The following is an 18,113-nucleotide window of genomic DNA, read 5'->3' as shown; positions in this document are numbered from 1 at the left end:
ATGGACGAGAGAAGCCACTTACTGCAGTACAGTATTCCTCAGCTCCTGCGCTGGCGGGTCAAGGAAACCGGAGAGAAAGTCGCCTTGCGGGAAAAGGATTTCGGCTGCTGGAATAGTATTACCTGGAATGAATATTATGATGCCGTGCGCAAGACCGGGCTTGGATTACGAAAAATCGGTTTTGACAAGGAAGATAAGATTGCCATTATCAGTGATAATATTCCGGAAGCACTCTATATGGCCATCGGTGCCCAGGCTGTGGGGGGAATTTCGGCGGCAATATACCAGACAAGCCTTCCCGAAGAGATTAGCGGTATTCTCAATTACCTCAATGTCAGCATCGTCTTCTGCAACGATCAGGAACAGGTAGATAAGGTCGCGGAGATTCGGGATACGATTCCTCAGGTAAAAAAGATCATCTACGAAGATCCCCGGGGAATGCGGAACTATCAGAGCGATAGCTGGTTCATGTCCGTCAAAGATCTCTACAGGCTGGGGGATGAATACCATCAGGAGCATCCGCAGAACTTTGATGATCTGGTCGATAAGGGGGACCCCGACGATGTCTGCCATTTTTGCCTGACCTCCGGCACCACAGGGTTGCCCAAAGGAGCAATGCTGACTCATCGCAACTATATAAATATGGGGCTCCAGCTCACCGAAGTCGATCCGCTGGAGGACACCGATGAATATGTTTCTTTTCTGCCTTTTGCCTGGATAGGGGAGCAGATGAATTCCTTCGGCGTGGCGATGGCCACCGGAATTGCCATCAACTTTCCGGAGTCCGTCGAGACCAGCATGGAGGATCTCAAAGAAATCGGGCCGCATTTCATGTTCGGCGCTCCCCGTATTTATGAAACAATCCGCTCTCAGATCTGGTTGAAAATGGACGAGTCATACTGGTTGAATCGCACCGTTTATACCTTTTTCATGAAGATAGGAGAAGAGGCCGCCCGCTATCGTATGACGGGCCGGCCGATGCCCGGCAAACTTCGGGTTTTGGCCTGGCTCGGCAAGCAGATGATCTTCCGTCCTCTGGTCAACCAGATCGGTTTTCTCCGGCTGCGCCGAGCCTATACCGGTGGCGCCGCTTTGGGACCGGAGCTCTTTACCTTTTATCAGGCCCTCGGGGTCAATCTCAAGCAGATTTACGGCCAGACCGAAATTGTCGGCATTGCCTACATGCATCGCGATGGCGACGTGCGGCCCGACACCGTCGGCAAGCCTCTGCCGGGAACGGAATGCAGGATTTCCGATGCAGGTGAAATATTGTCGCGTTCCGCCTCGGTTACTCCGGGGTATTACAACCTGCCGGAAAAGACGGCAGAGCTGCTCGAGGGTGGTTGGCTGCATTCCGGAGATGCCGGCTATATCGATGAAAATGGCCATCTGGTGGTTATTGATCGTATTTCCGATGTGATGCACACCCAGAAAGGGGAGATGTTCAGCCCGATGTTTCTGGAGAATCGCTTGAAGTTCAGCCCCTACATCAAAGAGGCGGTGATCTTCGGGGATAAACGGGAATATATTGCCGCGCTTATCAATGTAGATCCTATTGTGGTCGGCAAATGGGCCGAGGACAGAGGGATATCGTTCAGCACCTACATGGAGCTTTCGACGCGGCCGGAAGTAGCCGAGCTTATCCAGGATGCGGTGGCGAAAATCAACCGGAATGCCGAACAGAGCCATTTCCGGATTCACCGTTTCGCGCTGTTATACAAGCTGCTCGATATGGATGACGGCGAACTTACCAAGACGGGCAAAATCAGGAGAAAGTTCGTTCGCGAAAAGTATGCCGATTTGTACGAAGCCCTCTACGACAAAGAGGTAACGGAGAAAAAGGTCGAGGCCTTCTATCAGTATCAGGACGGCCAGACAACCACGGTGAACACAACCATCCACTTTTACACAATGGAAGATCGATGAGCTATTTTTTTCAGCTGGTGGTCAGCGGCATTGTGGTCGGATCGATTTACGCCCTCTCGGCTCTCGGATTCGTCCTGATTTACAAATCCAGCAGGGTGCTCAACATAGCCCATGGCCAGATCATTGCCGCCGGCGCCTTTATTACCTATGCCCTGACGGTATGGATGGGTATTCCTATTTATCTCTCCTTTCCGATGAGCATGATTGCCACATTCTTTCTGGCCATGAGCGTTGAGAGGATTTTTCTGCGCCGCCTGATCGGTGAGCCGATCATCTCCGTGATCATGGTGACCATCGGCCTGATGTCCATTCTTGACGGGCTCATTTACCTTACTCCATTTGGTTCGGAAAACTTTTCTTTCCCAAGTTTTCTGCCGACCGCCCCTCTTGCCTTTGGAGGCGTGTCCATTTCATGGACACAACTGGTGGGTGTGGGAGTCACCATTGTACTGATCGCCGGATTTTCCTGGTTTTTTAAAAAGTCAACGGTAGGCATCTCCATGAGAGCGGTGTCGGATGATCAGCTGGCCTCCATGTCCATCGGTATCTCGGTGCCGCGGGTCTTTGGACTGGCCTGGGCCATGGCCGGACTGAGCGCTGCCGCGGCAGGCGGAATCATCGGCAATATAACCGGGTTGAATTTTGAAACACTGCACGCTTTTGGCATCGTCGTTTTTCCCGTGGTTATCCTGGGCGGACTGGACTCGATCCTCGGAGCCGTGGTAGCCGGCATAATCATGGGTCTGATTCAGCAGTTTGCCGGTGGCTATCTCGACGGTAATTGGGGATTGAACGGGACTGGACAGGTTTTACCATACATAATTCTTCTCATTATCCTGCTTTTTAAACCCCACGGTTTGTTCGGGATCCATGAAATAGAACGGGTATAATTATGTCATCAAATCGCTGGCTGGCTACTGGAAATTATTTTACCTCCTACCGGGAGGAGCAGAGGATCTTTTTCTCCAATCTGGACAGGTCGGTGATGTGCCTTTTCATCTTTCTTCTTTTTGCCTGGCCTCTTCTCTTCGAGGTAAGTAACAAGTATATGCTGGTTATAGATAATATTCTTGTGGCCATCATCGCCGTCATGGGCCTGAACCTGGTAACAGGATTCGCCGGTTTGATCTCAATCGGGCATGCCGCCTTTGTGGGAGTCGGCGCTTATACTATCGCTTCCTTCGCCAGGGTTCTGGGAGACACCCATGTTCTTATCATCCACGGCTGGCCGCTGATGATTCTGCTCTCCGGCTGTATGGGTGCGCTGTTTGGAGCGCTTGTCGGCCTGCCGGCATTGCGGCTCAAGCATCTTTATTTGGCCATTGCCACACTCTCTTTCCAGATGATCTTCGAGTGGGTCATCAAATTCATGAATTTTTTCAACCAGGGTCAGACCATACCGATTGGCCGGGTTTTCTGGTTGAACGGCAAGGTTATGCGCGATGATCACTATCTGTTTTGGTACTATGCCATTCTGTTTGTGATCGTCTTTCTTGGGTTCGGAGTGCGCAACCTGCTGCGCACCCGCTACGGCCGCTGTCTTGTTGCGGTGCGCGACAACGACAGGGCTGCCGATGCCATGGGCATGCACCCGGGCTTCACCAAGGTATACGCCTTTGCTCTTGCGGGTTTTCTGGCTGGAGTGGCCGGTGCGCTGCATGCCTATCTCTATCGGGGAGCCGGTATCGATTCTTTTACCCTGCATCATTCGATCAACTACCTCGCCATGGCCATTGTCGGCGGGCTGGGGACGCTGCATGGATCGTTCTGGGGACCGGTTGCTATAAAAGTACTCGATCTCCAGGTCGAGCGTCTTTCCGAGTGGGCCGGCAGTTATCTGACTACGTCAACCAATCTTACCACTGCCCTCAAGCCCTTGAGCTTTGGTTTGGTCATTGTTCTTTTTCTCATGTTTGAACCCAGGGGAATTGCCAACTGGTGGCGGATTGCACGCTCATACGTGAAGCTGTGGCCTTTCCGCTATTGAATGCCGACTTCGCCGCTGCCGCAGGGCGTTTTTTAATATGGAGAGTTGAAGCTCCAGCACGTGTCTGAACGAAAAGCAGTTGAAGATGATTCTTTTGCCCAAGGGGCGGTACAATCAGCTTTCATAAATTGCCCAATCCGTCAGTTGATGAGGTCTTCGTATCTGTTTTTCAACACCGCAACCTGTGTCTGTCCAGGAATGAGCAATTTCGGAATCTCCGTTTACCTGTTCTAAATCTAGGCGCTCGGAGGATTAAATTTTGAGAGCAACGACGAGTTTGGGCAAAAGTGCCATTTATGGACAGACACAACCTAATGTTAAGGAGGAGATATGAAAAAGAACACAATAAACAGATGGGTTTTATTGACGGCGGCATCCTGCCTGATGGCTCTTCCTGCTCAGGCCTTTGGAGAAGTCCATAAACTTGGTTTGTCTCTTGCCATTACCGGACCGACTTCGGATGCCGGTAATCCTTACGCTAAAGGGGTGGAGGATTATTTCAACTATGTCAACGACACCAAGATGCTGGGCGAGGATAGGATCGATTGCACCATTCGCGACGATCAGTACAATAATGATGTAACCAAGCGCAATTTTGAAGATTTTCTCGACCAGGGGATCGTTTTTTATCTGAATTATTCCACCGGTAGCACGCTCTCGCTGAAAAGGGATTTTGAAGAAGAAGAAATGCCTACTATTCCTGCCTCGTTTCATGCCGGAAATCTTGAAGATTCCAATTATATTTTTCTGCCTATCGCCTCTTATTCCGCTCAAGCGATTGGTCTTGCCGAGTATATTGTCAAGAATCATAAGGGAGAAAGTGCTCCGAAAGTGGCGATGTTCATTCATCCCTCCGCCTTTGGCCGAGGACCGGTCGAGGATGTGGAGAAAGCTGTTGCCGCCGGACTCAACATGGAAATCGTTGAAGTTGTCGAGCATGGCAAGGATCTGGACAATACCGCAATGCTGAAGCGTCTCAAAAGCAAGGATGTGCAGTATATAATCAGTCATACCGTCCAATCTCCGGTGGCAACAATGTTAAAAGATGCCAGTGGTCTTGGGCTCGTAGCCGGATCCTTTGGAGAAGAAGGAAAATTTACCTTTCTGGGTGCGCATTATACCGGAGGCAACGATCTGGTTGCCCTGGCGGGACCTTCATCGGAGAACTTCTATTGGACAACCTCCTATATCGTTACAAGTGAGCCTGGCAAGGGTGCGGAAATGCAGTTGGATCTGGCCAAAAAATATAACCGCGATGAAAAGACCGCCAACTCTCATAACTATGCCAACGGCATGATGGTGGCGCAGGTGGCAACGGAGGTCATCAGGCGGGCCAAGGAGAAAGGCAAGGAAATTAACAAAGAGACGCTGTATGAAGAACTCCAGAACATGAATGGCGATAATGCCTTTAATCCGCACACCACGGTGGGACCGGTAACATATTCGGAAACCGACCATGCCGGCGTTGACACTCTGCAGCTCTATGTTGTCAAAGACGGCAGTTTCAAGTCGGTAGGTGAGCCTTTCGTGCCTGAATATACAGCGAAGATCGAGTAGACAAAAAAGAGAAACCGGACCAGCAATATCTCTTCACTTAATGCTTCTCCCGTATCACCATGAACCGTGGTACGGGAGAAGAGTATGCCCGGCCCCGGTCATCGGCATAAAGAAGAATCAGCCTGAATCAGTGTATTATCATGAGAGAAACTGAAAAACAGCTGGAAGTGAATAATATTGAAGTTGTCTACAATGATATTATTCAGGTCTTGCGCGGCGTCAGCCTGAGTGTTCCCACCGGTAGTATTGTCGCCCTGCTGGGTACCAACGGAGCCGGGAAAACCACGACACTGCGGGCCGTCAGCGGGCTATTGAAGCCGGAAAATGGATTTATCCGCGAAGGATATATCAAATTCCAGGGTAAAGATATTACCAACCTGCTCGGCACTCATGTGGTCAAGCTTGGAGCCGTCATGGTGCCGGAAGGACGGCGGGTTTTCAAGCATCTGAGCGTCGATGAGAATATCAAGGTCGGCTCTATAACACGGCAGGATGGGGCGCAGCGGATCAAGGAAGATCATGCCCGCATGTACAGCCATTTCCCCCGTCTTTCGAATATTACTCACCGTATGGCCGGCTATTGCTCCGGTGGTGAACAGCAGATGATCGCAATTGCCAGAGCGCTGATGGCGGCGCCGCAAATGCTGATGCTCGATGAACCCTCTCTGGGGCTCGCTCCCTTGCTGGTCAAGGAGATTTTCGAGAATATCAAGCTGATAAACCGTGAATTAAACACTACTATTTTAGTAGTGGAGCAAAATGCCAAGATCGCCCTGGATATCTCGGATTATGCCTACATCATGGAATCCGGCAGGATCGTACTGGAAGGTTCTTCCAAAGAGCTCCAGGAAAATCCAGATGTTAAAGAGTTTTATATGGGTATAACCAGAGGTGGTGGAAGAAAGTCGTTTAAAGAAGTCAAATCCTATAAGAGGCGGAAACGCTGGATGTAATTTCCCTGGAAAGTTCAGAGGAGAAGGAGAGAGAAGAGATGAAATTCCTGGTAGGGTATAACGGCTCGGAGGTGTCCAGGGCTGCGCTATCTCTGGCGAGAACCTACGCCGATCTTTTTGGAGCAGAGGTGCTGGTGGTAACCTCCATGGTAGGTGGTGCAAGTGAAAAACCGGATAAAATTGGGAAGGCCGCCGAGGACCTGAAATTTGCCGAAAATTTTTTCAAAGAAAAAAATATACCCTGTGAAACCCATCAGCTGGCGCGAGGAATGGCACCCGGCGAAGATATGGTCAGATTCGCGGAGGAAAATGATGTCGATCAGATTTTCGTGGGAATTGAGAAAAAATCGAGAACCCAGAAAATTATATTAGGATCGAATGCTCAGTACATAATCCTCAAGGCTCCATGTCCCGTTGTGAGTGTCAACAGTCCGTAGCTGTTGAGCCGGCTTCCTTCAGGTCCGGACTGACGAAAAGGAAAATTGTCAGGTATTCGCCTAAAACTATAAAATTAAGCTAATCGGAATAGATATACAGATCTTCGGTGCTGCAATATTATCTAGTGTCTGCCCCTGAATGGCACTTTCGAAGCCTGCGCTATCTGCTCTAACTAGTCGGAGTCTGCGCTTACCGGTTGCTCTCAAAATTTAATCCTCGGAGGTAAACGAAGACTCCGATATCAATTATATGCCCGTGGTTAAATTCATCGAGCGCCTAGATTTAGAACAGGTAAACGGAGATTCCGAAATTGCTCATTCCTGGACAGACTCTAGAGAAATTGTTGACCCGGGAAATTCGGAGGACGGTTATATGGGACTATACGATCTATCTTTCTATGATGTGATACAACGGAATGCGCTTGCTTTCGGCCCACAGCTTTGCTGGCATGAAGTCGACGACGGCAGGACGTTGACATTCGCTGAATACAAGATGCAGGTTGACTCCCTGGCCGCCGGACTGGCCCGGGCCGGTATCCGAAAGGGAGACCGCATCGGTGTTATTGGCAAAAACAGTCTGGAGTTTTTTCTGATATATGGGGCTGCAGCGTATTTAGGCGCCATTGTTCTACCGGTTAACTGGCGGCTTTCAGGCGATGAAGTCCGCTTTAATCTTGATGATTGTCAGCCTAGGATCATCTTTGCCGATGCGGAATTCCAACCGCTTCTGCAGAGCGGAAGTATCGAATCAAATGTTCAGGGATCGTATAATCTGAAAAGTGATAGTGGTTCATTAGTACCGTTTACTGAGTTGATGCAGGAAGCTGAAAATGTGGCCCCTGCCGAAGTTGAAAGTACGGACGGATTTGTCATTATCCACACGGCTGCGGTGGCCGGACGCCCGCGCGGCGCCCTGCTCAGTCATGGCAACATGCTCTTTGCGGACATGCATTTTCAGTATTACCTGCAGCTTGGTGCGGAAGATGTCCACCTGAATCTGTTGCCGCTTTTTCATGTGGGCGGACTTTTCCTGGCCACAAGTGCATTTCACGCCGGAAGTGCCAACCTCAATATCAGCAAATTCGAGGCCACTGCCGCGGCCAATCTGATCCAAAAGCACAAGGCCACCCTGTTTTTTGATTTTCCTCCGATTCTTGACTCTATTCTCAAGGCCGCCGAAGAGAATCAAATCGATATCAGTTCGCTCAAGTCCGTTGTCGGCCTGGGGACTCCAGAGGTCATAGAAAAATTCCAATCGGTCACCGACGGGTATTATTACGTCATGTATGGCCAGACGGAGACATCCTGTCTCGCCTCCATGGGTCGATATAACGACTGCCCCGGTTCGGCAGGTAAGGCTATCCCGCTGGGCGATGTTCAGCTGGTGAACGATCACGATCAACCCGTTGCTCCCGGGGAAACGGGAGAGATCACCCTCAAGGGACCCATGGTGTTCAAGGGATACTGGGGATTGCCCGAGGACAATGCCTACACTTTCCGTGAAGGTCGTCATCACACCGGTGATCTCGGCCGTTTTAATGAGGACGGTTTTCTTTTCTATGCCGGACGAAAGGCTGAAAAAGAGTTGATAAAACCGGGCGGTGAAAACGTCTATCCTGCAGAGGTCGAAAAGATCATCCTGCAGCATCCCGCGGTGGAGCAGGTAGTTGTTATCGGTGTGCCGGATCCCAAGTGGAAGGAGGGCATCAAGGCGGTCTGTCTGCTAAAGGCAAATGCCACCCTGGAAGCTGCCGAGGTAATAGAATTCGTCGGTGCACGAATCGCCAGATTCAAGAAGCCGCAATATGTCGAATTTGTCGCTGAGCTGCCCCTGAATAAAGACGGTTCCATAGACCGGGGGAAGGTAAAGAGCCTTTATGGCCAGAGCTGAGAGCGGCAGAATAGTAGCTATATAAGCACCCGGAATCGGAGTTTATGTCCGTCAGGGTGCTTACCTCTAACGCCGGTAAACGCAAATAAGTACCTTGAGTGCATATCCAGCTCAACGATTTCAAATGCATTCTTGTTTTTACACCTTTGGGGAGTAAGGTACTAAACAAGAGCTCCCGCTTATCGCTGCTATCCGGCTGGATGAAAACTCTGAGCCGATTGGCATCAACATACCTTTCTGATCAGACAATATCCTGATACCCATGGCGAAAAACTGTGCATCCCTGGATTATTTTATTTTTTTTCTGATCCTTACCTGATATCTTACCTGCTTTTGCGCCAGAGTCAGGGTGGACGCGATTAAAAAATATCGATGTCCTGCACAGAAACGTCTGGTTTTAGATAAAATTCATCAGCGAGTTGGTGTAGTAGCATCCTATCCTGCAGATGATGAAGGTTATGATCAGCTATGAGTAAATATGCCGGGTGGATTATATTCGGTACCCTTGTTTTTTTTCTTTTAAGTGTAAAGCTGCCTTTTCTGCTGATACTGCCGACAATTTCTGCCTGGCTGGTACCCGTGGTGATGTGGCAATTTCTCGGCAAAAGTTCCCGTAAACAAACCCTGTGGCTGCTGATAATCGGTTTGGCAGCTCTTTTCTTTTCAGCCGGCCAGGGTATTTATCTGGGCTGGAGGCAAATTTTTGCTGCCAATCTGCCTCTGCTGGCAATGTTTGTCGCTGTCTCCTTCCTTACCTTAACCAGCTCCGTTACTGAAGGCCCTGCTTTGCCGAATGGCAAAAAGGCTGTAATAACCACGGCCATCGGCACCCATCTGCTTGGAGCTGTAATTAATTTGTCGGCAGTATTTCTTTTTGGTGACAGACTGCAAAGGAATGGGAGCCTTAGCAAGGTACAGATGATCATCCTGGCGCGTTCATTCTGCGCAGCTGCATGGTGGTCGCCCTTTTTTATCGCCACGGGTGTTGCCCTGATTTATGCTCCTGATATGTCATGGAAAGAGACGCTGATTCCCGGTGCTGTGATGAGCATTATTGCAATAAGTTACTCAACTGTTGAAGTATGTTTTTTCAGCAAAGCACGATTTTCCGGATACCCTCTGAAAACTGAAAGTCTGGCAATACCGCTTTTTCTGGCCGCTGTTGTCATCGGTGTGCATCACTTCCGGCATGACATAAACGTTCTGGTCCTCATCTGTCTGCTGGCCCCTGCAGGAGCCCTCCTGTTTATGAAAGGTAGGCCCAGGCTGCCGACATTGCGTGATTTTATAGATAACAGGATATCAACAGTGAGCAGTCAGTTTGCCTTGTTCCTCGCTACTGGAGTTTTTTCTACCGGCATTAAATCAATAACTCATGTTTATCCCGCGGTATTTACTCTCGAAGGTTCGTTTACACCGTTGATGTTTGCAATTATATTGGGAGCAATGATACTCATCGGGATCGTAGGGGTTCATCCGGTGGTCAGCATAGCAATCGTCAGCCCGTTGCTGTTACCCCTTGATCCCGATCATTCCCAGCTTGGTTTTCTATTTCTCACCAGCTGGGCTGTGTCCACGGCAAGCAGCCCGTTATCGGGAGTGGGACTGGCTCTTGTCAGTCGATTCAAGGCTTCTCCCAAAGTGATAATTCAGAGCAATTGGCGTTATGCCCTGGTGATGTGGGCAATTGCCTCCATGATGAACATATTATTTTTTGTGGGCTCGCGATAAGCGCAGAGTTTCTCGGTAATTTGATAATTTTTTTACGCGATCATCATTCCTTACCTGTTGTGAAATTACAGAACTATTCAGCACTTGCTGGATTAAATGCTGTGATAGAATCTGTATAGAGTGTATTCTGTGAACGGCAGGTGGAAGCCGGATTGAGCCTGGAATGGCGATATTAAAATGGTTATGGGAATTGAAAATGAAAACCGGAACACAAAGAGCCGATATCAAGGCCGGCATAAAAGTATCCATCGTATTGAAGCAGGATCAACGTTCTGGAAAGCTCACCGAGGGCATTGTTCGGGATATTTTGACGAATTCGCCGAGTCACCCACATGGCATCAAGGTCCGGTTGGATAACGGTCTGGTGGGGAGAGTAAAGTCCATTGATTGATGGCGTCGCGATAAGCACCCGTACGGGCATAAACTCCGACTCCGAGAAAGCCCGCTCTCCCGCGTTGCAGGTTTTTGGAAGACCTTCGACATACTACCTGTATAGTCGAAGGCCTGCCAAAAACACTGCGCCTTGTATAGCGAACTTTTTATCTAGCCATCTGACATCGTGGCTACTTTTTACGAGTCCATTTCCAACTGAAAATATCACATAACGGTAGGCGGGAAAGCATCGAACCCAGCTGAGCTGGATAAGTACCTTGGATAGGGCAGGCAATCCACAGTTATCAAATACATTATTCGTTTTCTTGTTTTTTTGTGGCAGTTTCTTAGGAGTAAGGCACTAATAGAGGCGCAGCGCCCTGAGGAGGAGGTTGCATGGTCAAAATTATCGCTATTTACGGCAGTCCCCGACGTGACGGCAACAGTGCCGCCCTGCTCAAGCAGGCAGTGGCCGGCGCCCGGCAGCAGGGCGCTGAGGTAGAGGAAGTGATCCTTCGGGATTACAACATGTCTCCTTGTCTGGAAATATATCAATGCATCAAAACCGGTGAATGCGCTATCCGTGATGACTTTCCCAAGGTTCTGGAGAAACTGGAAGCCAGCGACGGCATCATCCTCGCCTCTCCGATCTTTTTTTATACCGTGAGTGCGCATACAAAAATATTAATGGATCGCTGTCAGTCCCTCTGGGTGCGGAAGTATTGGATTGAAAAACAGGATTTTAAAAATGCCCCTCAGACCCGCAAAGGGGTGTTTATTTCGATAGGGGCCACAACTGGAAAAAAACTCTTTGATGGAGCCCTGCTCACGGTCAAATATTTCTTCGATGTTCTCAATGCCGGTCTCTGGAAAACCGTGCTTTGCAGAGGGGTAGATCGCAAGGGCGAGATCGACAAACGGGATGATTGCCTTCAGGAAGCATTTGAGGCAGGCAGGGATCTGGCAATTGTTCTGAAAGATGAGAAAAAGATTGCTGAGTGATGAGAAGGATGCAATGAGGACGGGTTTTATTGGTACGGGTGCTATCACTGAGGCTTTGGTTACCGGACTATGTACCTCAAAGGGGGGCATCGGCTCTATTACGGTCTCTCCACGCAACGAGGATAAATCAAAACTGCTGCAAAAGCGGTTTTCTCAGGTAACGGTTGGCCGCTCCAATCAGGATGTTGTCGATAAGAGTGATATTGTGGTCCTGGCATTTTTGCCCAGGGATCGGGGGTCGGTCCTGGATTCCCTGAAATTCAGGAATGATCAGATACTTGTGAATCTGTTGAGCGGCACGCAGAATTCTCAGATAGCTGCGCATACAAACAGCTCATGTTTCATCAGCAGAGCAGTTCCATTGCCGTGCGCAGCCGAGCATATCGGTCCGATTGTGGTGTTTCCCGACAATGATACAGTTAACCAGTTGTTCAAAAATGTAGGCACCGTGATTACGGTTGAAAGCGAAGAGCAGCTTGAATCTCTGTCCGTGATCACTTCCCTGATGGCGCCATATTTCCAGATGCTGGCCACCATTACAGACTGGGCGATACAAACCGGAGTTGAACAGAAGCAGGCCGGCGACTATACCGCTGCCATGTTCGAGGCATTGTCCGCACTCGCCCGGAAAAGTCCGGGCGGCAGGTTGCGCCAGCTTGCCGATGAATCCATGACACCTGGAGGCCTGAATGAACTTGCAAGAAAAACCATCAATGAATCGGGCGGCTTTGAATTCCTGAAACCTGCTCTGCAGGCCGTTGCCGACCGGGTGAGAGGGGGAAAATCCCGGTGATGGTGGAGAAAAAAAGAATGAATTCTGAAAATCCTGTTTTTACGTATGTCGCTCTGGGGTTGGCCGTTATATTCTGGGGGCTCTCTTTTGTTGCCACCAAGGTGGCCCTGCAGAGCTTTACCCCGTTTTGCCTGATGTTTCTGCGCTTTTTCGGCGCTTCGCTTTTTTTTGCAATACTATTTCGACGAACCGGATTTCCGCCGATTTCCAGAAAATCCGTAAAATCCCTGATGTTCCTGGCCCTGATGCAGCCCGGGCTTTACTTTACCTGTGAAACCCTCGGCCTGCAGTATACCTCCGCAACCAAGACAGCTTTGATCATTGCCACCATTCCGGTGTTTGTCCTGGCGCTCTCGGCTATCCTGCTGAAGGAACGTATGCGGCCCGTTAATCTGTTGGGGATCCTCCTCTCTCTTATCGGTGTCTCTCTATTGGTTTTTGGAGATCAGGGGCGGACTGCGCTTCAGGGCAGCCTGATCGGTGATCTTCTGATTTTCGGCGCCGTTCTTTCCGCCGCGGCGTACATGATCATGGCCCGACAGCTCGGCAGTACCATTCCCTCCTTTCAGATCACCGGTATGCAGATTATTTTCGGTGCCATACTCTTTTTCCCCGCCTTTCTGTGGGATCTGCCAAAGTTCAACTGGGAAGCGGTATCGGCGGATTCGGTCATCGCCCTGATTGGCCTGACACTCTTCGCCACGATTGGTGCATTCCTCTGTTACAACTATGCGCTGACCAAGATCCCTGCCGCCCGTGCTTCAGTATGCATCAACGGTATTCCAATGGTAACCGCCCTGGGAGCCTGGGTATTGCTTGGAGAGTCGCTGACAACCGTACAGCTTTTCGGAGGGGTAGTGGTCCTTGTGGCAGTCTTTCTCGCCAACCATGCACCGCGTTCTCAGGCGATAGCCAAAATCGTGGCCGAGGTGTGATTGCCGGATCTCATGTTTAGGCACTCTGCAGCATGACCACAAAACAATCAGGATTTATTTTATCAATAGCAATATAGATACTACTCCACTGCATTGACTGATGGTCCTTGTATTTGATATACATGATATACAAGCAAACTTGGGAGTCCCCTCAACGTCATTTTTCATGCCCTCGGGCAGAAGGAGATGCCTTGTGATTCATCAATTCGATACGGTTATTGTTGGTTCCGGCGGTTCGGGCCTCTATGCAGCGCTGGAGGCGAGTCAGCGGTCCCGAACGGCGGTTTTGTCAAAACTTTATCCGGTTCGCAGTCATACCGGAGCTGCTCAGGGCGGCATCAGTGCGGCACTGGGGAATGTAGAGGAAGATAAAGCGGAATGGCACGCTTTTGATACGGTAAAAGGCGGTGACTATCTGGTCGACCAGAAGGCCGCTGAGATCCTGACCCGGGAAGCGATCCAGGCGGTATATGATCTGGAAAACCGGGGTCTGCCCTTTAATCGGACCGCAGAGGGGCGGATTGATCAGCGCCGTTTCGGCGGCCACACCAGAAATTTTGGAGAGGCAGCAGTAAAACGGGCCTGCTATGCAGCAGATCGAACCGGTCATATGATTCTGCAGACCCTCTATCAGCAATGCATTAAGAACGAGGTTGCCTTTTACGATGAATTCCAGGTTATCGATCTGATCAGGGAGGGCAACATCTGCCGGGGCGTGGTGGCCGTGGAACTGGCCAGCGGGGAGCTGCATATCTTCGCCGCTAAGGCGGTGCTCTTTGCCACCGGCGGCTTTGGCCGCATGTTCAAGGTCACCTCCAACGCCTATGCCAATACCGGAGACGGACCGGCCGTTTGTGCCCGTCGCGGCATTCCCCTGCAGGACATGGAGTTTTTCCAGTTTCATCCTACGGGCATCATGGGCCTGGGGATCCTGATTTCCGAAGCGGTGCGCGGTGAAGGAGGAATACTGCGCAACCGCAACGGCGAGCGCTTTATGGAACGCTACTCGCCGGTCCTGCTCGACCTGGCACCACGGGATATTGTCGCCCGCGCCCTGCTGACTGAGATCCGGGCCGGCAAGGGAATCCGCGGAGACGGCAGGATCGACGACTATGTCAATCTCGATGCAACTCAGATAGGCAAGGAGACGCTGCTGGCCAAGCTGCCGGACATTACCGGATTTTGCAAAACCTACCTCGGCATAGATCCCGCGGATTCACCGATCCCGGTTTTGCCGACGGCGCACTATGCCATGGGCGGCATTCCCACCGATGTCCATGGATGTGTAGTGGCCGACGGCAAAGGGAGTCTGATAAATGGACTTTATGCGGTTGGAGAATGCGCCTGTGTCTCCGTGCATGGCGCCAATCGTCTGGGTACCAACAGCCTGCTCGATCTGGTAGTTTTCGGCCGGCGGGCCGGACGGCATATCGGGGACTATGTCAAGCATGCCGAGATTCCGCAGCTCAGTGAGGCCGCGGCAGACCCTGCCCGCGAGTGGCTCTCCGGATTGACTGAGGGAAAATCAGAACATCACGGCGGTCATATAGCGGATGAGATGCAGACGGTCATGATGGAAAAGGTCGGCATCTACCGCAACGATGCGCAAATGCAGACGGCGGTAGCAGAGATACGGCAGTTGAGGGAACGCTATCGGGAGGTTCGTGTGCAGGACACCAGCGCACGGTTCAACACCGATCTGCTCGAGCTTATCGAGCTGGGCAACCTGCTGGATCTCTCCCTGATCACCGCAACATCGGCGCTCAACCGGACAGAGAGCCGTGGTGCACACAGCCGTGAAGATTATCCGCTGCGCGACGATGATAACTGGCTGCAGCACACTCTCGCTTATCTGGAAGAGGATTCGGTGCGTATCGATTACCGGCCGGTGGATACCTCGATCTGGGAACCAAAACCGCGCACCTACTGATGCAAACAGGAGTTGAACCATGAAAATCAATCTCAAGATCCAACGGTATAATCCGGACAGCGATGAACAGCCATACTTCCAGGAATATCAGGTTGAGGCGCAGCCCAATGAACGGCTGCTGGACGCTTTGATGCGGGTAAAGCGATTTCAGGACGGCAGCCTGGGTTTTCGCAAAAGCTGTGCGCACGGGGTATGCGGCTCGGATGCCATGCGCATCAACGGTAAAGACGGGTTGGCCTGTAAGATGCTGATCAAGGATATTGTGGCGGAGTTCGGAGATACCATCACCGTCGAACCGCTGCGGTATCTGCCGGTGCAGCGGGACCTGATTGTGGATCAGGCTGATTTCTTTGCCAAATATCGGTCCATCAAGCCCTATCTCATCAATGACGAGCCGGTCGAGGAGAAGGAGCGTCTCCAGTCCCAGGAGGACCGCCTTGTCTTTGACGACACTACAAACTGTATCTTGTGTGCTTCGTGTTATTCGGCGTGTCCCGTGTTAACGGAGAATCGAAAATTTTTGGGCCCGGCTGCGATCAGCCAGGCTTATCGCTTCCTGGCGGATACCCGCGACCGCGGTTTTGAGGAGCGGCTTCCGGTTCTGCATGACCCTGATGGGGTATGGCCCTGTGAAAATCACTTCGAGTGCACCAGAGTCTGTCCACGTTCGATACTGATCACTAAACGCATTAACCAGACCAAGCGGATGATTGAGGCGCACAGCCATCGGGCCGATGATGAGAAAAGCTGATCATACGGTTTGCGAGGTTTACGACGGATCAGTGCGGTTCATCGTAGGCATCAAGAAGCATTTCAGGCGCGCTTTTCTCTTCAGACCTGACCTCGGGATTGCTGTTGATTATTCGCGCACAGGAGTTCCAGCGCAGTACCGCATCCTGATTTGAAGGATCGCAGGTTTTGATCGCTTCGTCGTACGATTTCATCGCCTTGGCGAACCACTGATATGCTGCAGCGCCGCCTCCGGGCTCTTCCTGCTTGAGGTAGTTTTTAGCTCGACGTTCATAGAGTATACCTCTGTAGTAAGATTTACAGTATGGAACTGGGAGTCTGTCCACAATTGCCTTGGCTTTCTCAAACGACGGACTCAGGCCGCTGCTGGAAAACTTGTCCGTCAGCGCCAGAAGCAGAGTTATTAAGGTATCCTGATGGTCAGGGTCAACCTCCAGTATATCAAGACAGATGCTCTCCGCCTCATCCGGTTCATTAAGCAATCGATACTGTTTTGCCAGCTCAAGTGCTGAAGGGATATTTTCCCGCTTGATCTTCCTGAGTTCTATCATGTTGCCTCCCTTTCTCGAGTTCTGTTGTCAGCCAATTGCGTCGTGTGTAATCTTCCCGGAGGTCATTTTCCGGATTGGCGGCAAAGTGCTTTAAAACCAAGGGTTCCAGGACCCAAAACAGATCGATCTCGATGATAATCGAATTCCGAAAATTATTTACGGCCCCGGCGTATTTGAGACGAATGGCTGAAAGATATTCCCACCGCTTCGTGGGGGAGATCAGGGTTTTCCGGAAGCGACTCTGCTTTTCCACGTAGGCGGAGTTCCGGTATCCGGAAGAATATACCAGTTTTTGTTGCAGTACTTCTCCGGATGCGTCAAGGAACCAGGTATATACATTCAGGGAGTGGGCTGAATACTCATGAGAAGCCTCTCCCGACAAATGTAATGCAACTTTTTATCCATGATCTCAGCTTTTCGCGTTATGTACGTCTGTTAATTATAAGCAAGACAAGGGAAAACTCAAGAATCCGACTGATAATTTCGATCTTTGGTGATTTCCGGAATTGACATCTCTGTCATCGTTTGACATTAGTTACTAACATTCACCATATTCAATAGATCATCAGTTTTTGTCTGCCCGGAAAGCAGGTGAGATATATTTTCAGGCAATAAAAAATTAATTATGTTATGATCTTAGCAGGATACGTTGGACAGAGGTCGGGACCACGATCATTGGAGCCGGGAAAGCGTGATCGTGGTCATGACTTAACCAGAGGAACATATGGAAATGAGAAAATTTTTCAGACCAAAATATCTGCTTATCGGTGCTGTACTTCTGATTGGTGCCGGGTTTTTTCTGGCCTTCGGCCCGCCGCAAATGTTGGCCAAGACCGAGACTCCACAGTACTGTGCCTCATGCCACGTCATGGAGGATCAATATGAAGCCTGGCAGCACCAGGGAGCTCATCGTCGTCAGGCCTGCGTGTCCTGTCATCTACCGCATGACAATCTGGTATCATATTATCTTTGGAAGGGCATCGATGGTATGAAGGACCTGATTGTATTTCATACGGGCACGGTGCCGGAGCGTATAGAGATTTCTAATCATGGTATTGAATTCATACAGGGTAACTGCATCCGCTGCCATTCTGCAACGGTGGAAAAGATGCTGGATACGGAGCGTCAATGCTGGGACTGCCATCGTAATGTGCAGCACAGGCTTGCCGGCTCCAGATTGTCACTGTAGCGAATATTCCACCGGAAATTGTAATGTGGAAGCAAGCACCGAGATTTCAGGAACATTTGATAATATCAGATATTAGAGCAAAAGTGGTTATCTGCAGACGCTGGTTACA

The 18,113-nt window shown here is 50.4% G+C and carries 16 protein-coding genes; 15 read left to right on the top strand and 1 reads right to left on the bottom strand.

All coding sequences use genetic code 11. The features are described from left to right. The 14 genes from JWG88_RS05850 to JWG88_RS05785 all read left to right on the top strand — a co-directional run bounded on the left by JWG88_RS05850 (nucleotide 1) and on the right by JWG88_RS05785 (nucleotide 16,265). On the top strand, nucleotides 1-1,926 hold the full coding sequence (locus JWG88_RS05850; protein ID WP_205232774.1) for an AMP-binding protein: 1,926 nt from the start codon (nucleotides 1-3) through the stop codon (nucleotides 1,924-1,926). After that, nucleotides 1,923-2,816: a branched-chain amino acid ABC transporter permease gene (locus JWG88_RS05845; RefSeq protein WP_205232773.1), complete on the top strand. Its 894-nt coding sequence runs from the start codon at nucleotides 1,923-1,925 to the stop codon at nucleotides 2,814-2,816. The genes JWG88_RS05850 and JWG88_RS05845 overlap by 4 nt, the downstream gene beginning before the upstream one ends. Before the next feature lie 2 nt (nucleotides 2,817-2,818). Continuing rightward, complete coding sequence (locus JWG88_RS05840; RefSeq protein ID WP_205232772.1) at nucleotides 2,819-3,913, top strand: branched-chain amino acid ABC transporter permease; 1,095 nt, start codon at nucleotides 2,819-2,821, stop codon at nucleotides 3,911-3,913. Between the two features lie 330 nt (nucleotides 3,914-4,243). After that, entirely contained in the window at nucleotides 4,244-5,470 is a 1,227-nt protein-coding gene (locus tag JWG88_RS05835; protein WP_205232771.1) for an ABC transporter substrate-binding protein, read from the top strand. A 140-nt stretch (nucleotides 5,471-5,610) separates the two neighbouring features. Next, nucleotides 5,611-6,423, top strand: coding sequence for an ABC transporter ATP-binding protein (locus JWG88_RS05830; protein ID WP_205232770.1), 813 nt, complete (start codon nucleotides 5,611-5,613; stop codon nucleotides 6,421-6,423). Nucleotides 6,424-6,461: 38 nt separating this feature from the next. Beyond that, a complete protein-coding gene (locus JWG88_RS05825) occupies nucleotides 6,462-6,860 on the top strand; it encodes a universal stress protein (protein WP_205232769.1) in 399 nt (132 codons plus the stop codon). Nucleotides 6,861-7,233: 373 nt separating this feature from the next. Then, the gene (locus tag JWG88_RS05820; protein ID WP_205232768.1) at nucleotides 7,234-8,751 is read left to right on the top strand and encodes an AMP-binding protein; all 1,518 of its coding nucleotides are present in this window, start codon (nucleotides 7,234-7,236) and stop codon (nucleotides 8,749-8,751) included. Between the two features lie 468 nt (nucleotides 8,752-9,219). Then, on the top strand, nucleotides 9,220-10,482 hold the full coding sequence (locus JWG88_RS05815) for a hypothetical protein (RefSeq protein WP_205232767.1): 1,263 nt from the start codon (nucleotides 9,220-9,222) through the stop codon (nucleotides 10,480-10,482). 196 nt (nucleotides 10,483-10,678) lie between these two features. Next, complete coding sequence (locus JWG88_RS05810) at nucleotides 10,679-10,873, top strand: YwbE family protein (RefSeq protein WP_205232766.1); 195 nt, start codon at nucleotides 10,679-10,681, stop codon at nucleotides 10,871-10,873. A gap of 377 nt (nucleotides 10,874-11,250) precedes the next feature. Beyond that, nucleotides 11,251-11,856, top strand: a complete 606-nt coding sequence (locus tag JWG88_RS05805) for a flavodoxin family protein (RefSeq protein ID WP_205232765.1) — start codon at nucleotides 11,251-11,253, stop codon at nucleotides 11,854-11,856. Nucleotides 11,857-11,869: 13 nt separating this feature from the next. Then, on the top strand, nucleotides 11,870-12,649 hold the full coding sequence (locus JWG88_RS05800; RefSeq protein ID WP_205232764.1) for an NAD(P)-binding domain-containing protein: 780 nt from the start codon (nucleotides 11,870-11,872) through the stop codon (nucleotides 12,647-12,649). Between the two features lie 17 nt (nucleotides 12,650-12,666). Beyond that, complete coding sequence (locus JWG88_RS05795) at nucleotides 12,667-13,584, top strand: DMT family transporter (RefSeq protein ID WP_205232763.1); 918 nt, start codon at nucleotides 12,667-12,669, stop codon at nucleotides 13,582-13,584. A gap of 166 nt (nucleotides 13,585-13,750) precedes the next feature. Beyond that, the gene (gene sdhA / locus JWG88_RS05790) at nucleotides 13,751-15,514 is read left to right on the top strand and encodes a succinate dehydrogenase flavoprotein subunit (RefSeq protein WP_205233233.1); all 1,764 of its coding nucleotides are present in this window, start codon (nucleotides 13,751-13,753) and stop codon (nucleotides 15,512-15,514) included. 19 nt (nucleotides 15,515-15,533) lie between these two features. Continuing rightward, nucleotides 15,534-16,265 (top strand): succinate dehydrogenase iron-sulfur subunit, encoded by a 732-nt coding sequence (locus JWG88_RS05785; RefSeq protein ID WP_205232762.1) that lies wholly within the window; start codon nucleotides 15,534-15,536, stop codon nucleotides 16,263-16,265. A 28-nt stretch (nucleotides 16,266-16,293) separates the two neighbouring features. Here the strand turns inward: JWG88_RS05785 and JWG88_RS05780 are convergent, their stop codons facing one another. Next, entirely contained in the window at nucleotides 16,294-16,815 is a 522-nt protein-coding gene (locus JWG88_RS05780; RefSeq protein ID WP_205232761.1) for a hypothetical protein, read from the bottom strand. 724 nt (nucleotides 16,816-17,539) lie between these two features. On the opposite strand from JWG88_RS05780, the gene nrfH reads away from it, so the two are divergent. Beyond that, nucleotides 17,540-18,004 (top strand): cytochrome c nitrite reductase small subunit, encoded by a 465-nt coding sequence (gene nrfH / locus JWG88_RS05775; RefSeq protein WP_205232760.1) that lies wholly within the window; start codon nucleotides 17,540-17,542, stop codon nucleotides 18,002-18,004. Nucleotides 18,005-18,113: the final 109 nt, after the last annotated feature.

Source organism: Desulfopila inferna (assembly GCF_016919005.1).
In the GTDB taxonomy this organism is placed as follows: domain Bacteria; phylum Desulfobacterota; class Desulfobulbia; order Desulfobulbales; family Desulfocapsaceae; genus Desulfopila_A; species Desulfopila_A inferna.
This window is presented reverse-complemented; position numbering and strand designations above follow the sequence as displayed.

Excerpts from the sequence above, each read along its gene's own strand:
- JWG88_RS05850 (WP_205232774.1), top strand. The coding sequence starts at position 1 with ATGGACGAGAGAAGCCACTTACTGCAGTACAGTATTCCTCAGCTCCTG.
- JWG88_RS05845 (WP_205232773.1), top strand. The coding sequence starts at position 1,923 with ATGAGCTATTTTTTTCAGCTGGTGGTCAGCGGCATTGTGGTCGGATCG.
- JWG88_RS05840 (WP_205232772.1), top strand. The coding sequence starts at position 2,819 with ATGTCATCAAATCGCTGGCTGGCTACTGGAAATTATTTTACCTCCTAC.
- JWG88_RS05835 (WP_205232771.1), top strand. The coding sequence starts at position 4,244 with ATGAAAAAGAACACAATAAACAGATGGGTTTTATTGACGGCGGCATCC.
- JWG88_RS05830 (WP_205232770.1), top strand. The coding sequence starts at position 5,611 with ATGAGAGAAACTGAAAAACAGCTGGAAGTGAATAATATTGAAGTTGTC.
- JWG88_RS05825 (WP_205232769.1), top strand. The coding sequence starts at position 6,462 with ATGAAATTCCTGGTAGGGTATAACGGCTCGGAGGTGTCCAGGGCTGCG.
- JWG88_RS05820 (WP_205232768.1), top strand. The coding sequence starts at position 7,234 with ATGGGACTATACGATCTATCTTTCTATGATGTGATACAACGGAATGCG.
- JWG88_RS05815 (WP_205232767.1), top strand. The coding sequence starts at position 9,220 with ATGAGTAAATATGCCGGGTGGATTATATTCGGTACCCTTGTTTTTTTT.
- JWG88_RS05810 (WP_205232766.1), top strand. The coding sequence starts at position 10,679 with ATGAAAACCGGAACACAAAGAGCCGATATCAAGGCCGGCATAAAAGTA.
- JWG88_RS05805 (WP_205232765.1), top strand. The coding sequence starts at position 11,251 with ATGGTCAAAATTATCGCTATTTACGGCAGTCCCCGACGTGACGGCAAC.
- JWG88_RS05800 (WP_205232764.1), top strand. The coding sequence starts at position 11,870 with ATGAGGACGGGTTTTATTGGTACGGGTGCTATCACTGAGGCTTTGGTT.
- JWG88_RS05795 (WP_205232763.1), top strand. The coding sequence starts at position 12,667 with ATGAATTCTGAAAATCCTGTTTTTACGTATGTCGCTCTGGGGTTGGCC.
- sdhA (WP_205233233.1), top strand. The coding sequence starts at position 13,751 with ATGCCCTCGGGCAGAAGGAGATGCCTTGTGATTCATCAATTCGATACG.
- JWG88_RS05785 (WP_205232762.1), top strand. The coding sequence starts at position 15,534 with ATGAAAATCAATCTCAAGATCCAACGGTATAATCCGGACAGCGATGAA.
- JWG88_RS05780 (WP_205232761.1), bottom strand. The coding sequence starts at position 16,815 with ATGATAGAACTCAGGAAGATCAAGCGGGAAAATATCCCTTCAGCACTT.
- nrfH (WP_205232760.1), top strand. The coding sequence starts at position 17,540 with ATGGAAATGAGAAAATTTTTCAGACCAAAATATCTGCTTATCGGTGCT.